This window comes from Enterobacter sp. CPE_E1241 (assembly GCF_045618265.1).
GTDB lineage: Bacteria > Pseudomonadota > Gammaproteobacteria > Enterobacterales > Enterobacteriaceae > Enterobacter > Enterobacter adelaidei.
Genome location: NZ_JBIWYV010000001.1, coordinates 1,446,547 through 1,461,308, shown reverse-complemented (window position 1 = coordinate 1,461,308; position 14,762 = coordinate 1,446,547). Strand labels below are relative to the sequence as shown.

12 protein-coding genes are annotated in these 14,762 nt (G+C 55.2%); 9 read left to right on the top strand and 3 right to left on the bottom strand.

From position 1 onward, the window contains the following. The first annotated feature begins 51 nt into the window (after positions 1-51). From ACJ9Y9_RS07035 to ACJ9Y9_RS07020, 4 genes are read left to right on the top strand one after another with little or no spacing between them, the layout of a single operon-like run. Positions 52-726: a molecular chaperone gene (locus ACJ9Y9_RS07035; protein ID WP_028019372.1), complete on the top strand. Its 675-nt coding sequence runs from the start codon at positions 52-54 to the stop codon at positions 724-726. 27 nt (positions 727-753) lie between these two features. After that, positions 754-3,297 carry a fimbria/pilus outer membrane usher protein gene (locus tag ACJ9Y9_RS07030; RefSeq protein WP_080282802.1) on the top strand — a complete coding sequence of 848 codons (2,544 nt, stop codon included), beginning with the start codon at positions 754-756 and terminating at the stop codon, positions 3,295-3,297. A 22-nt stretch (positions 3,298-3,319) separates the two neighbouring features. Next, a complete protein-coding gene (locus tag ACJ9Y9_RS07025) occupies positions 3,320-4,306 on the top strand; it encodes a fimbrial protein (RefSeq protein WP_028019374.1) in 987 nt (328 codons plus the stop codon). Next, positions 4,303-4,806: a fimbrial protein gene (locus tag ACJ9Y9_RS07020; protein WP_028019375.1), complete on the top strand. Its 504-nt coding sequence runs from the start codon at positions 4,303-4,305 to the stop codon at positions 4,804-4,806. The genes ACJ9Y9_RS07025 and ACJ9Y9_RS07020 overlap by 4 nt, the downstream gene beginning before the upstream one ends. Here ACJ9Y9_RS07020 and dinG read toward each other — a convergent pair. Further along, positions 4,793-6,970 (bottom strand): ATP-dependent DNA helicase DinG, encoded by a 2,178-nt coding sequence (gene dinG, locus ACJ9Y9_RS07015; RefSeq protein WP_028019376.1) that lies wholly within the window; start codon positions 6,968-6,970, stop codon positions 4,793-4,795. The genes ACJ9Y9_RS07020 and dinG overlap by 14 nt on opposite strands. 97 nt (positions 6,971-7,067) lie before the next feature. Continuing rightward, complete coding sequence (gene rhlE / locus ACJ9Y9_RS07010; protein WP_028019377.1) at positions 7,068-8,447, bottom strand: ATP-dependent RNA helicase RhlE; 1,380 nt, start codon at positions 8,445-8,447, stop codon at positions 7,068-7,070. A gap of 236 nt (positions 8,448-8,683) precedes the next feature. Between rhlE and cecR the strand changes: the two genes are divergently transcribed. From cecR to ACJ9Y9_RS06985, 5 genes are read left to right on the top strand one after another with little or no spacing between them, the layout of a single operon-like run. Continuing rightward, the gene (gene cecR, locus ACJ9Y9_RS07005; RefSeq protein ID WP_028019378.1) at positions 8,684-9,361 is read left to right on the top strand and encodes a transcriptional regulator CecR; all 678 of its coding nucleotides are present in this window, start codon (positions 8,684-8,686) and stop codon (positions 9,359-9,361) included. After that, positions 9,358-10,353 (top strand): secretion protein HlyD, encoded by a 996-nt coding sequence (hlyD, locus tag ACJ9Y9_RS07000; protein ID WP_028019379.1) that lies wholly within the window; start codon positions 9,358-9,360, stop codon positions 10,351-10,353. The genes cecR and hlyD overlap by 4 nt, the downstream gene beginning before the upstream one ends. After that, a complete protein-coding gene (locus tag ACJ9Y9_RS06995; RefSeq protein ID WP_028019380.1) occupies positions 10,346-12,085 on the top strand; it encodes an ATP-binding cassette domain-containing protein in 1,740 nt (579 codons plus the stop codon). The genes hlyD and ACJ9Y9_RS06995 overlap by 8 nt, the downstream gene beginning before the upstream one ends. Next, positions 12,075-13,208, top strand: coding sequence for an ABC transporter permease (locus ACJ9Y9_RS06990; protein WP_028019381.1), 1,134 nt, complete (start codon positions 12,075-12,077; stop codon positions 13,206-13,208). The genes ACJ9Y9_RS06995 and ACJ9Y9_RS06990 overlap by 11 nt, the downstream gene beginning before the upstream one ends. A gap of 9 nt (positions 13,209-13,217) precedes the next feature. Then, on the top strand, positions 13,218-14,324 hold the full coding sequence (locus ACJ9Y9_RS06985; RefSeq protein WP_028019382.1) for an ABC transporter permease: 1,107 nt from the start codon (positions 13,218-13,220) through the stop codon (positions 14,322-14,324). Here the strand turns inward: ACJ9Y9_RS06985 and ACJ9Y9_RS06980 are convergent. Beyond that, positions 14,286-14,696: a YbhQ family protein gene (locus ACJ9Y9_RS06980; RefSeq protein WP_014883088.1), complete on the bottom strand. Its 411-nt coding sequence runs from the start codon at positions 14,694-14,696 to the stop codon at positions 14,286-14,288. The genes ACJ9Y9_RS06985 and ACJ9Y9_RS06980 overlap by 39 nt on opposite strands. Positions 14,697-14,762: the final 66 nt, after the last annotated feature.

The following is a 14,762-nucleotide window of genomic DNA, read 5'->3' as shown; positions in this document are numbered from 1 at the left end:
TATTAACGTTTTTATCGGCGTTAATATCTCTTCTTTTTTTGAGAAATAGTTATGCGCCACGGTTATTTACTGAGCACTCTTTTACTGGCAGCCGCCACTGCGCATGCAGGTGTTATTATTAATGGCACCCGTCTGGTCTACCATGGAGATAAAAAAGAGTCCTCTCTTGGCCTTTCAAACCCAGATACTACGGATTATCTGGTACAGTCCTGGGTGGACTCTGGCGGTAAAAACCTGGCCAAAGCACCCTTTTTGATCACACCCCCGCTTTTTCGTCTTGATGCACAAGAGGATAACGTGCTGCGCGTGGTACGCACCGGTGGAAATTTACCGGAAGATCGTGAATCACTGTACTGGTTAAATATCAAAGCCATTCCCTCCTCAAAACATGTTGAAGGGATGAATACCCTGCAAATTGCCATTAATACGCGCATAAAATTGTTGTATCGCCCTACTTCAGTTAAAGGAAAACCTGAAGATGTCGCAAATAAACTTGAGTGGCATCGTGTAGGCAACGATCTGGTCGTCAATAACCCAACGCCATTCTATATGAATTTCCAGAAGGTCACGCTGAACGGCCATAAAGTGGATAAAGCCACGTGGGCAATACCTGAAACGGAAACACATTTTGCCTTACCTGGCAACGTCAGCGGTTCCACTGTCGCGTATTCCATTATTACGGATTACGGCAGTATCAGCCAGACATGGTCGAAATCAGTCCACTAATATTACGCGCAGACAATTACTATAATCATGTACAGCCATAAAAAGCCGTTCACCTGCCGAATTTCATCACTGCTGGTCATTTTATGTGGCCTGGCGCTGGCGATCTTTGCACAACAGGTTATGGCTGATGATTATTTTAACCCGGCATTACTGGATATTGATAATCCTCAACAGGGAAAGACCGATCTGTCCGTTTACGAAAAAGGGCCAGGGCAGGCACCGGGAAAATATCAGGTCGCCATTTTTATTAATAACAATAAAATTGATACACGCGACGTCACGTTCAAATTACAAAAAGATCCGCAAGGTAATAACTCTCTTCAGCCCTGTTTTAGTCTGAGCGACTTAAAAAGCCTGGGTATCAAAACCCAAAAATATCCAGAGCTGATGGCAAAAGGCCAGTGCGCTGATTTAAACACCATCCCGGCAGCCTCCGCGTCGTTCCACGTTCGCAATCAACAACTGCTGCTCAGTGTTCCGCAACTGGCACTAGGCCAGGTTCCACGGGGCTATATCGACCCAAAAGAGTTCGATGAAGGGATCACGGCTGGTCTGCTCAATTACAGTGCGACCGCGAGCCAAAGCCACGCGCTGCAACAGGGTGAACAGGATACCAGCAGCCAGTACGTCAATCTCCGGCCTGGCCTTAACATTGGCGCATGGCGGTTGAGAAACTACTCGACATGGAACCGCAGCACCACGGGTAAAGAACAACAGCAGACGTTTTCATCCATTTATACCTACGCCCAGCGCGATATTGTGGCGATGAAAAGCAGCCTGACGGTCGGACAAAGTTCTTCCCCTGCCGACGTGTTTGATAGCGTGCCTTATACCGGCGTACAGCTTAACTCCGACAGCGACATGCTCCCGGACAGCGAGAAAGGGTATGCCCCGATTATTCGCGGTACAGCACACAGTAACGCTCTGGTGATGGTGCGACAGAACGGTTACGTCATTTATCAAAATACCGTTGCGCCCGGTGCGTTTGAGATCAACGACCTCTACCCGACGGGCAGCAGCGGCGATCTTCAGGTGACGGTAAAAGAAACCGACGGCAGCGAAAGCCATTTCGTGGTGCCCTACGCTTCAGTACCGGTACTCCAGCGTGAACATAACCTGCGCTATAGCGTCACTGCTGGCCGTTATCGATCATATGACAGCGATGTAGAGAAAACGCCGTTTGCCCAGGGCAGCGCAATTTATGGTTTACCGTATGGTTTCACTGCCTATAGTGGGGTTCAGCAGAGTAACCATTATCAGTCCCAGGCGCTGGGCGCGGGAAAAAACATGGGTGATTTAGGCGCCTTTTCCATCGACGTGACCCGTGCAAAAGCCCTGCTTAAAAAGCAACAGGCCAGCAAAGGCCAGTCCTGGCGTGTACGTTACAGCAAAGATTTTGCTGGCTCCGGTACCAACTTCTCTCTCGCGGGCTATCGCTACAACAGCAAAGGGTTTTACACCCTGGAAGACACCATGGAGTCCTGGACCCGCTCGGACGACTGGTCTGCCCCACAACAGCGTCGCGCGCGGACTGAAGCCACCATCGACCAGACGCTGCCCAAAGGGTGGGGGTCCGTCACCCTGAGCATGGTGAAAGAGACCTACTGGAGCCAGAGTCAGGACATGACCTCCATGAGCGTCAGCTACAACAACAGCTGGCATGGAGTGAGCTACAGCCTGAGCTACAGCATGAACAAAAATACTGACGACAGCGACGAGAACGGGGAGTCAGTCACAAACGACAACCAGTTCTCTCTGAGTGTCTCCGTTCCGCTTGACCACTGGATGCACAACACATGGGCTACGTACAATCTGAATAACACCAAAGAGGGTACCACGCAGAATATTGGCCTGAACGGCACGGCGCTGAAGGAGGAGAATCTCAACTGGAATATTCAGGAAGGGTTGAGCACAACCGGCAGCGGTAATTCCACCAGTGCAAATGCCGACTATAAGGCAACCTATGGCGAAGTGAGCGGCGGTATTAGTCAGGATAAATATCAGCGCACGGTGAACATGGGTCTGCAGGGTGGCGTCGTGGCGCATGCTAACGGCATCACATTAAGTCAGCCGCTAGGGGAAACCATCGCTCTGGTAAAAGCGCCGGGGACCCATGGCACGCATATCACCAACCAGACGGGAGTCGAGACCGATTTCCGTGGCTATACCGTTGTGCCATTTGTCACTGCCTATCGCCATAACACCATTTCGCTGGACACCGAAACGCTACCAGAGGATGCCGACGTGACCCACGCCGCGCAGATTGTCACCCCGACACGTGGGGCAGTCGTTCGGGCGAGCTTCAACACCCGCGTGGGACGTCGGGTATTGATGACGTTGACACAAAACGGTAAACCGCTTCCCTTTGGCGCAACCGTCACCACCGACGATAAGGACAGCGAGTTCATTGTGGGCAGCGACGGCCAGACCTACCTCTCTGGCCTGGCTCAACACGGCACACTCTCGGTCTCATGGGGCCAGGAAGCCAGCGAACATTGCGTCGCGCAATACGTGCTACCGGAAGATAAAAACAAGAACTCCGTCATTAACGCTGCCGCGCAGTGTAACTGATCCATCGTACAGGCTTATGACAATGCAGATAGTAAAACAGTGTTTTTTCTTTTTGATTCTGGCGACAGCAGCGCTGTTCATGCCACATGCGAAGGCGACCTGTAACTCAACAGATTTGCCCAAGCAGATCAACGTCGCCTCAATTTCAGTCTCCACCTCGCTTGCTGTCGGTGCGACCATTCCCGGAACCGAGCAAACGGTGCACATTTCAGGGAACTGTACCAGCCCGGATGACAACGGTTTGCCCATTGTTTCCTGCTACTACGGAACCGGGAATGAAATTTCTGGACTCACTGGCGTCTACGAGTCCGGTGTCCAGGGGATTGGCGTTGCGCTGATGAACGACAAAGGTCAGCGTATCACCGGCGCAGGCGGGGTGTACTGCAATTCCACCAGCACGCCGCTGGGCTATGTCTCGGATAACGATCAGCGAACGTTCAGCTTTGACGTCACCCTTGAACTGGTGAAAACGAGCAATACCGTCACGTCCGGTACGCTTGCGCAGGATCAAACCAAATTCGGGATTGGGGTCTACCAGCATGAAGGGATCGGCAGCCCTAACACGATCTCTTACGCCGGTAATGTGATCCTGAAAGAAGTCACCTGCTCCGTTTCCCCCAAAAGTCTCACCGTGACGCTGGGTGATTTTCCGGTCAGCGACTTCACCGGGACAGGAACCCTGACGTCGCCTCATACATTCGACGTTAACATCAACTGCAACGACACCGTGCAGCCTGAAGCGATGATCACGAGTGCAAATGGCTATGATACGAACTTCCCGGGCGTCATCAACCTGACTCAGGAAACCGGTGTCGCAACGGGTATAGGGGTTCAAATGCTATTTGACGGAGAGATCCCTGACTTTGGTACATACAGGAATACTGCCGGAATTGCGCAAGCCAATGAAACGCTGGCGATTCCTTTTCAGGTTCGTTACGAGCAAACCGCAGCCGACGTCACACCAGGCAGCGCCAACAGTATTGCCACTATCACGCTGGGGTATAAATGACAAAATATCTTCCGATTTTGCTGTTTGGCCTGGCATCTCATGCCTTTGCAGACGAAATTCAGGTGCTCATGCAGGGAAATATTTTTGCCAATACCTGTTCCGTTGACAGCGCCAGCCAGAATTTAACTGTCGATCTCGGTCAGGCGACGTCAGGTGATTTTAAAGACATCGGCGACACGGGGGTATGGAAAAACGTAGATCTGACGCTCTCGAAATGCCCGGCCACCACAACCCTTGCCACCGCCACGTTTCACGGACAGGCGGATGGAGCACATCCGACAAAATTTGCGAATAACGGCACGGCTGGCGGCCTGGCTCTCGAACTTGCCGATCGTCAGGATCACATCCTTATCGCTCCTCAGGCCAGCTTTAGCGTACTGATCAATCAAAGCGATCATACGGCGGACTTCCCCTTAGCTGCGCGTTACTACGCCACCTCAATGCCCGTCACCGCCGGCACGTTCAACAGCGTCGTGCAGGTGACCTTCACTTACCAGTAGGACCGCGCCCCTTAGCACGGAGGCTTTTCTTGCGCCCGACAGGCAATTTGGCCGGGCGTTTTTTTACCTCAGGCACTTCCGGTTGTTCGATGGGGAAAACGGGCAAAGCATTCAACAGCCGCTGACCGTAATTTTTGGTGAGCAAGCGTTTGTCGTAAATCACCACCTCACCCCAACAACCATGACTACGGATCAGACGCCCCACCTGCTGGATCAGGTTAAACGATGCCGCGGGTAAGCTCTGCACCTCAAACGGATAGCGGTTAAGGCTTTTCAGCCATTCCCCTTCGGTGATCACTACCGGGCTGTCGATCGGCGGGAAGGCGATTTTATGGATATGCACCTGCGTCAGGTAGTCCCCTTTCAAATCCAGACCTTCAGCAAACGACTGCAAACCTACCAGCACGCTGCGCTCACCGTTATCAATGCGTTTACGGTGCGTCTCCACCAGCCGATAGCGCGGCTGATCGCCCTGCACCAGTAACAGTAAACGCAGATCGGTAACGTGCTCCAGGAAACGCTGCATCGCTCGCCCACTGGCAAATAACACCAGCATCCCGGGGTACTTTTTGCTTTCAACCTGCTCGCGGAAGTAGGCTGCCATCTCGGCAATATGCTGCTCTTCGTTGTCGATAAGCGGCTCATACTTCATGCGCGGGATCACCAACTTGCCCTGCTCACAGTGGTTAAACGGTGAGTCCAGCGCCACAAAGCGATCGCCCGCTTTCTCTTTCAGGCCGCTCATCTCCTGCAAACGCGAAAAACTGTTCAGGGAACGCAGTGTGGCCGATGTGACCACCACATGCGGCACGCTTCGCCAGATAAGTTTTTCCAGCTGATCGGCCACGCGAATACCTACGCAGTGGAAAAAGAGGTGCACTTGTCCGTCACGCACTTCGCGGGTGGCCCATTTGGTGACGGGGGCACCCGACGCCTGCGCCATCGACGCCAGCCGCCAGAGCTTGCTCTGCGATTCGAACATGCCCAGCGCACGGTTCATTTGAAGGAGAATACGGTGCAGACGGACGACGTCGTGGGTACCGGTTTTCTCACTGAGATCGTTCAGGAACATCTCCGCCAGGCCACGCAGCTTTTCCAGATGCTTTGCCAGTTGCTGGCAAATCTCCATCACCTCTTCAGGCAGCTCTCCCATCGCAAAGCGGTGTTCAGCCTCCTGCGTTGCCGGAAGCCAGAGATTGAGGATGTTATTGAGTGAGGCAATAAGGCTATACACCTCTTCGCAGTGTTCGCTAAGACGCTCAGGCACCGCCAATGGCGGCGTGGTTTTTGGACGGAACTGCTCCATGCAGGTCGCCACCAGCTTGCAAAAGAGATCCAGCTGCAGGCGGAACCACGGTGCGGTAATTTCGGCACTCATTTCCAGCGCGTCCCGCGCCACGTCCGGCAGATGGTGACCTTCATCAAGCACCAGCAGCAGGTTTCTCGGCTCCGGCAGCACCGCTTCGCTCTCGAGCGCCGCCATCACCAGCGCATGGTTGGCGACCACCACTTCCGCTTCCTGAATTTCACGTCTGGCGACAAAGAACGGGCACTCCCGATAGTAGTGGCAGTTGCGGTTCAGACAACTCGCTTTATCGGTGCTGAGCCTGCGCCATAAGTCATCGCTAATTGCCTGACTGGTGTGATCGCGCAGACCATCCCATTTGTAGCCATCGAGATCGGCTTTTAGCTTTGCACACTGTTCCTGCTCGGCCTTGTTGTACGGCGTCAGTTCGTCATCGAGAAACGCCAGCAAATCTTGCTGATTAGGCTCACTGCTGGCAAGTGCCGCTAGGTTACGCGGGCAGACGTAGCGCCCGCGTCCGAAAGCGGCCGTAAAACGCAGATCGGGGATGATTTTGCGCAGCAGCGGTAAATCTTTGCTGAAGATCTGATCCTGCAGCGCCACGTTGGCTGTGCTGACTACCAGCGTTTTGTCCTCTTCCCGCGCAATCGCGATGCCGGGAATGAGATACGACAAGGTTTTCCCGACGCCGGTCGGGGCTTCAATCGCCAGATGTCGCCCGTCGTCCCCGGCGAGCGTTTTTGCCACGTCAGCAATCATCTGCCGCTGCGGCGCTCGGGGGATAAAGTCGGGTATCTGCTGCTGTAGCGCCTTATACCATGCGCCAATTTGCGCCTTGAGCGCCGCGGTTAAAGCCATTGGAAAACCTGAAATACTGTATAAACAGCCACTATTGTGGCACTTTCTCTTTGTTGTCGCAAAAAGAAAAGCCCGGCTCTACGACCGGGCTTCCAGATTACTGCGGGTTAGCAGGTTTACGCGGGCGGCGTCGGCGCTGCCCTTCCCCTGCTGGCTTGCCTTCGCCGCTGCGCCACGGGTTTTCACCGGCGGGTTTGGCTTCGTTGCTACGACGCGGCGGTTTGCCCGCTGATTTCGGTGCACCACCGTCGGCACGACGCGGCTGCTGACCGCGACCGCCGCCGCCCTGACCACGCCCCCCCTGACGACCGTTCTGAATCGGCTCAGCTTTAATCGACGGGTCAACTTCATAGCCCGGCGTTTGAATGCGCGGGATCTCTTTCTTCAGCAGGCGTTCGATATCACGCAGCAGCTTGTGCTCATCCACGCAAACCAGAGAAAGCGCTTCACCCGTTGCCGCCGCACGACCGGTACGGCCGATACGGTGGACATAATCTTCCGGCACATTTGGCAGCTCGTAGTTCACCACGTGCGGCAGCTCTTCAATGTCGAGACCACGGGCAGCAATGTCGGTCGCCACCAGCACGCGGATGTCGCCAGATTTGAAGTCCGCCAGCGCGCGGGTACGTGCCCCCTGGCTCTTGTTACCGTGAATGGCGGCACTGCGGATGCCATCTTTATTCAGCTGTTCCGCCAGGTGGTTCGCGCCGTGCTTGGTGCGGGTAAAGACCAGCACCTGCTGCCAGTTGCCCTGACCGATCATCTGGGAGAGCAGTTCCCGCTTACGCTTTTTGTCAACGAAGTGAACGTGCTGGGTCACCTGCTCGGAGGCGGTGTTGCGACGCGCCACTTCCACTTCCAGCGGGTTATGCAGCAGCTTTTCTGCCAGCGCCTTAATCTCGTCGGAGAAGGTCGCGGAGAAGAGCAGATTCTGACGACGCGGTGGCAGTTTAGCCAGCACGCGGCGAATGTCGTGAATAAAGCCCATGTCGAGCATGCGGTCGGCTTCGTCCAGCACCAGAATTTCGACGTTATCCAGTTTCACCGCGTTCTGGTGTTCCAGATCCAGCAGACGACCCGGCGTTGCCACCAGCACGTCCACACCGCCGCGCAACTTCATCATCTGCGGGTTAATGCTTACACCGCCGAAAACCACCAGCGAGCGAATGTTGAGATAGCGGCTGTAGTCACGCACGTTCTCGCCAATCTGGGCTGCGAGCTCACGGGTTGGGGTGAGGATCAACGCACGAACCGGACGACGGCCTTTAGCATGCGGCTGGTTCTTTACCAGCAGCTCTAACAGCGGCAGGGTAAAACCGGCGGTTTTACCGGTACCGGTCTGGGCGCTGGCCATCAGATCGCGACCCTGCAAGACGGCGGGGATAGCCTGCTGCTGGATTGGGGTTGGCTCGACGTAGCCCTGCTCTGCAATCGCACGCAGAATTTCCGGGTTCAGGCCAAGGGAATCAAAAGACATAAAAACTCCGAACCGCCCCGACCATCACAGGTGTAGTTTTCAGGGAGATATAACAATGGTAAGGACAAAAACCACAATGTCGTGAAGCAGCGGAGTGTAGCAGCTTTTGTGACGTGGCGCATAAAATATCCCTCAGCCATTCATCAACGAAATATTTCCCGGCAGGGAGACAACTGGACAAAATGGTGAACCGGGCATAATGTTAATCAATCGATTGATTAATTTTTAATGCTGCTATGAATACAACCCCGACAACAACCAAAGGTGAACAGGCTAAAAGCCAGCTTATCGCCGCCGCTCTGGCACAGTTTGGCGAGTATGGTTTGCATGCCACGACGCGCGATATTGCGGCCCTGGCCGGGCAGAACATTGCAGCCATACCCTACTATTTTGGCTCAAAAGAGGATTTATACCTCGCCTGTGCCCAGTGGATCGCCGATTTCATCGGCACGCAATTTCGCCCGCACGTTGAAGAAGCCAGCGGGCTGTTAAGCCAGCCTTCGCCCGATCGCGCCGCCATTCGCCAGCTAATTATCAACGCCTGCCACAATATGATCCGCCTGCTGACGCACGACGATACGCTCAACCTGAGTAAATTTATTTCCCGCGAGCAACTCTCCCCTACTGCCGCGTACCAGCTCGTGCACGATCAGGTGATTGCCCCGATGCATACTCACCTGACCCGGCTGATCGCCGCCTATACCGGGCGGGATGCCAACGATACCGAGACAATTTTGCATACCCATGCCCTGCTGGGTGAAATCCTCGCCTTCCGTCTGGGGCGGGAGACTATCCTGTTACGCACCGGCTGGACACAATTTGATGAGGATAAAGCCGCGCAGATTATTCAGGTCATCACCTGTCATCTCGATCTGATCCTGCAAGGTTTAACGCAAAGGAGCCTGAAGTCATGAAAAAACCTGTCGCCATCATTCTGGTGGTTGTTGTTTTGCTTGCTGCAGGAGTCGGTGGCTGGCTGTGGTATCAGAGCCATCAGGATAAAGGCCTGACGCTGTACGGTAACGTTGATATTCGCACAGTGAATATGAGCTTCCGCGTGGGGGGGCGTCTGGCATCGCTTAACGTTGATGAAGGCGACACAATTACGCGCGGCCAGACGCTGGGTATGCTGGATAAATCCCCTTACGAGAACGCGCTGATGCAGGCAAAGGCAGGCGTATCTGTCGCCCAGGCACAATATGACCTGATGCTGGCGGGTTATCGCGATGAAGAGATTGCCCAGGCCACCGCAGCGGTCAAACAGGCGCAGGCGGCTTACGACTACGCGCAGAACTTCTATGCCCGCCAGCAGGGGCTGTGGAAAAGCCGCACCATTTCAGCCAACGATCTGGAAAACGCCCGTTCATCACGCGATCAGGCCCAGGCCACGCTGAAATCCGCTCAGGACAAACTAAGCCAGTACCACACCGGTAATCGCCCGCAGGATATTGCCCAGGCGAAAGCCAGCCTTGAACAGGCTCAGGCGCAACTTGCCCAGGCCGAACTGGATCTTCACGATACCACTCTGGTTGCACCGTCTGACGGTACGCTGATGACCCGCGCCGTGGAGCCAGGCAGCATACTCAGCGCGGGCAGCACCGTTTTAACGCTCTCCCTGACCCGCCCTGTGTGGGTGCGCGCGTACATCGACGAGCCGAATCTCGGCCAGATGCAGCCGGGACGCGAGCTGTTGCTCTATACCGATGGTCGACCGGACAAGCCGTATCACGGCAAGGTGGGCTTCGTTTCCCCAACCGCCGAATTCACACCGAAAACCGTTGAAACGCCGGACCTGCGTACCGACCTGGTCTATCGCCTGCGTATCATCGTGACTGATGCGGACGACGCGCTGCGTCAAGGCATGCCTGTCACCGTAAAAGTAAACAACGGGGAACGACATGAATGACGCGGTTATTGAGCTCAGCAATCTGGTCAAACGCTTCCCGGGAATGGACAAACCGGCCGTCGCACCGCTGAATTGCACCATTCAGAAGGGCTATGTCACCGGACTGGTCGGTCCGGACGGTGCCGGCAAAACCACGCTAATGCGAATGCTGGCGGGGTTGCTTAAGCCGGATGACGGAACCGCCAGCGTGCTCGGGCTCGACCCGATCAAGGATGACAGCGCGCTCCATGCCATGCTCGGCTATATGCCGCAGAAGTTTGGTCTGTATGAAGATCTGACGGTAATGGAAAACCTGAATCTGTATGCCGACCTGCGCAGCGTGACCGGCGACATTCGCCAGAAGACCTTTGCTCGTTTGCTGGAGTTTACTTCACTCGGTCCGTTCACTGGCCGGCTGGCGGGTAAGCTCTCCGGCGGCATGAAACAGAAACTGGGGCTGGCCTGTACGCTGGTCGGTGAACCGAAAGTTCTGCTTCTGGATGAGCCGGGTGTCGGCGTTGACCCCATTTCTCGCCGTGAATTGTGGCAGATGGTGCACGAACTGGCAGGCGACGGGATGCTGATCCTCTGGAGCACCTCCTACCTTGACGAAGCTGAGCAGTGCCGGGATGTGCTGCTGATGAACGAAGGTGAACTGCTTTATCAGGGTGAGCCGACGACACTGACACAAAGTATGGCCGGGCGCAGTTTTCTGTTGCACAGCCCGCAGGAATCCAACCGCAAACTGCTGCAGCGGGTGCTGAAATTGCCGCAGGTCAGTGACGGGATGATTCAGGGCCGTTCGGTACGCGTGATCCTCAAGAAAGAGGCAACCGTCGACGACATTCGCCGTGCACAAGGTATGCCTGAGATCGAGATGGAAGAGACCGCACCGCGCTTCGAAGATGCGTTTATCGATCTGCTGGGTGGCGCGGGAACGTCAGAATCTCCCCTCGGGGCGATCCTGCACACGGTTGAAGGTACGCCGGGCGAAACGGTGATTGAAGCTAAATCCCTCACTAAAAAGTTTGGTGATTTCGCCGCCACCGATAACGTGAATTTCGCGGTGAAGCGCGGTGAGATTTTTGGCCTGCTCGGGCCGAATGGTGCCGGGAAATCCACCACCTTTAAGATGATGTGCGGTTTGCTGGTACCTACCGCCGGTAAAGCGCTGGTACTGGACATGGACCTGAAGATCAGTTCCGGCAAAGCGCGTCAGCATCTGGGCTATATGGCGCAGAAGTTCTCCCTCTATGGCAACCTGACGGTCGAACAGAATCTGCGCTTTTTCTCCGGCGTGTACGGCCTGCGCGGGCGGGCACAGAACGAGAAAATCCGCCGTATGAGCGACGCCTTCGGGCTAACCAGCATTGCCTCTCACGCAACGGATGAACTGCCGCTCGGCTTCAAACAGCGGCTGGCGCTGGCCTGCTCGCTGATGCATGAGCCCGATATTCTGTTTCTTGATGAGCCTACGTCCGGCGTTGACCCCCTCACCCGTCGCGAGTTCTGGCTACATATCAACAGCATGGTTGAAAAAGGGGTTACCGTGATGGTGACAACCCACTTTATGGATGAGGCTGAGTACTGCGACCGTATCGGGCTGGTCTATCGCGGCAAGCTGATTGCCCACGGTACGCCAGATGATCTGAAAGCACAGGCCGCCGACGATGAAGTCCCGGACCCGACGATGGAACAGGCATTTATCACCCTCATCCATGACTGGGATAAGGAGAATGCCCATGCGCAATAACGCCATTTCCTGGCGCAGGGTGCGCGCGCTGTGCATCAAAGAGACACGCCAGATCGTGCGTGACCCCAGCAGCTGGCTGATTGCGGTAGTGATCCCCCTGCTATTGCTGTTTATCTTTGGCTACGGTATTAACCTGGATTCCAGCAAGCTGCGGGTCGGGATTTTGCTGGAGCAGCAGAGTGAGGATGCGCTGGACTTTACCCACGCCATGACCGGTTCGCCCTATATTGACGCCACCATCAGCGACAATCGTCAGGAACTGATCCAGAAGATGCAGGCCGGGAAGATTCGCGGTCTGATCGTCATTCCGGTGGATTTTGCCGCCAATATGGCGCGGGCAAATACCGATGCACCGATCCAGGTGATCACCGACGGCAGCGAGCCAAACACCGCGAACTTTGTGCAGGGTTACGTGGAGGGTATCTGGCAGCTGTGGCAGATGCAGCGCGCTGAAGACCGGGGGGAAACGTTCGACCCTCTGATCGACGTGCAGACCCGCTACTGGTTTAACCCCGCCGCCATCAGTCAGCACTTTATTATTCCTGGCGCGGTGACGATTATCATGACGGTAATTGGCGCGATCCTGACCTCGCTGGTGATCGCCCGCGAGTGGGAGCGCGGCACCATGGAGGCGCTGCTTTCTACCGAAGTGACGCGTGTCGAGCTGCTGCTGTGCAAACTTATCCCCTACTACTTCCTCGGCATGCTGGCGATGCTGCTCTGTATGCTTGTGTCGGTATTTATTCTCGGTGTGCCGTACCGCGGCTCGCTGGTCGTGCTGTTCTTTATCACCAGCCTGTTTCTGCTCAGCACGCTCGGCATGGGGCTGCTTATCTCCACCGTCACCCGCAACCAGTTTAACGCCGCCCAGGTGGCGCTCAACGCCGCTTTTTTACCGTCGATTATGCTGTCCGGGTTTATTTTCCAGATCGACAGCATGCCCGCCGTGATCCGCGCCGTGACCTACATTATTCCGGCGCGCTACTTCGTGAGCACGCTGCAAAGCCTGTTCCTCGCGGGAAATATTCCGGTGGTGCTGATTATCAACACGCTGTTCCTGATGGCGTCGGCAACGATGTTTATTGGCCTGACGTGGATAAAAACCAAACGGCGGCTGGATTAAGGAGCGAACATGTTTCACCGTTTATGGACATTGATCCGCAAAGAGCTGCAATCGCTGCTGCGCGAGCCGCAAACCCGTGCCATTCTGGTGTTGCCGGTACTTATTCAGGTTTTACTGTTTCCCTTTGCCGCCACGCTTGAGGTGACGAACGCCACCATTGCCATCTACAACGAAGACAACGGTAAACACGCCGTTGAGCTGACGCAGCGTTTTGCACGCGCAAAAGCCTTTACCCATATTCTGCTGCTGAAAAGCCCGCAGGAAATCCAGCCCACTATCGACACGCAAAAAGCGCTGCTGCTGGTGAGATTCCCGGCAGATTTTTCCCGTAACCTGGACACTTTCCAGACCGCCCCCATGCAGTTGATCCTCGACGGACGTAACTCCAACAGCGCCCAGATCGCGGCCAACTACCTGCAACAGGTGGTCAAGAATTACCAGCAGGAGCTGATGGAGGGCAAACCCAAACCCAATAACAGCGAGCTGGTGGTGCGTAACTGGTATAACCCGAATCTGGATTACAAATGGTTTGTGGTACCGTCGCTGATCGCCATGATCACCACCATTGGGGTGATGATCGTCACCTCTCTGTCCGTCGCCCGCGAGCGCGAACAAGGGACACTGGATCAGCTGCTGGTTTCTCCGCTCGCCACCTGGCAAATTTTCGTCGGTAAAGCGGTTCCGGCCCTGATTGTTGCCACCTTTCAGGCCACCATTGTACTGGGCGTGGGTATTTGGGCGTACCAGATCCCCTTCGCCGGATCGCTGGCGCTGTTTTACTTCACGATGGTGATTTATGGTCTGTCACTGGTGGGATTTGGACTGCTGATTTCAGCGCTCTGCTCCACGCAACAGCAGGCGTTCATCGGGGTGTTCGTCTTTATGATGCCAGCGATTTTGCTTTCGGGGTATGTTTCCCCTGTCGAGAACATGCCGGTGTGGTTGCAGGATTTAACGTGGATAAACCCGATTCGACACTTTACGGATATCACCAAGCAAATTTATCTGAAGGATGCGAGTCTGGATATTGTGTGGGGAAGTTTGTGGCCGCTACTGGTCATAGCGGCCACGACGGGCTCAGTGGCGTACGCGATGTTTAGACGCAACATTGCGTAGCTTTTTCTCTTTGGTCAGTAACGAGACCACCGCAGGCCCTGCGAGGATTGCCAGACCGGCCAGGGCCAGCAGCAGGTTGTTTTGCAGCACACGGGACAACAACCAAAGCACAATCATCGCGGCACCAAAGTACCAGGTGGTGGTGAGCTCTTCGAGCACATCACCCACCTCACGCCAGCGTGCTTCATGGTGGCGCTGTAAGAACAACATCGACAGTACGGTGACGCCGTAGAGGACGCACAGTCCCAGGCCAACACGCACCAGCGTGCCGCTCATCCAGCCCATCACCAGCACGGCCACGACCAGTAAATGCAACATTATCTGCCAGCAACTGAGGCCAGTTGCGACACGAACACGTTGTTGCCACTTCATGGCTTCTCTCCTGAAGGATTTTTCTCTGCTTATTCAGACTACCGCACTTTACGGAAAATTCCGTAA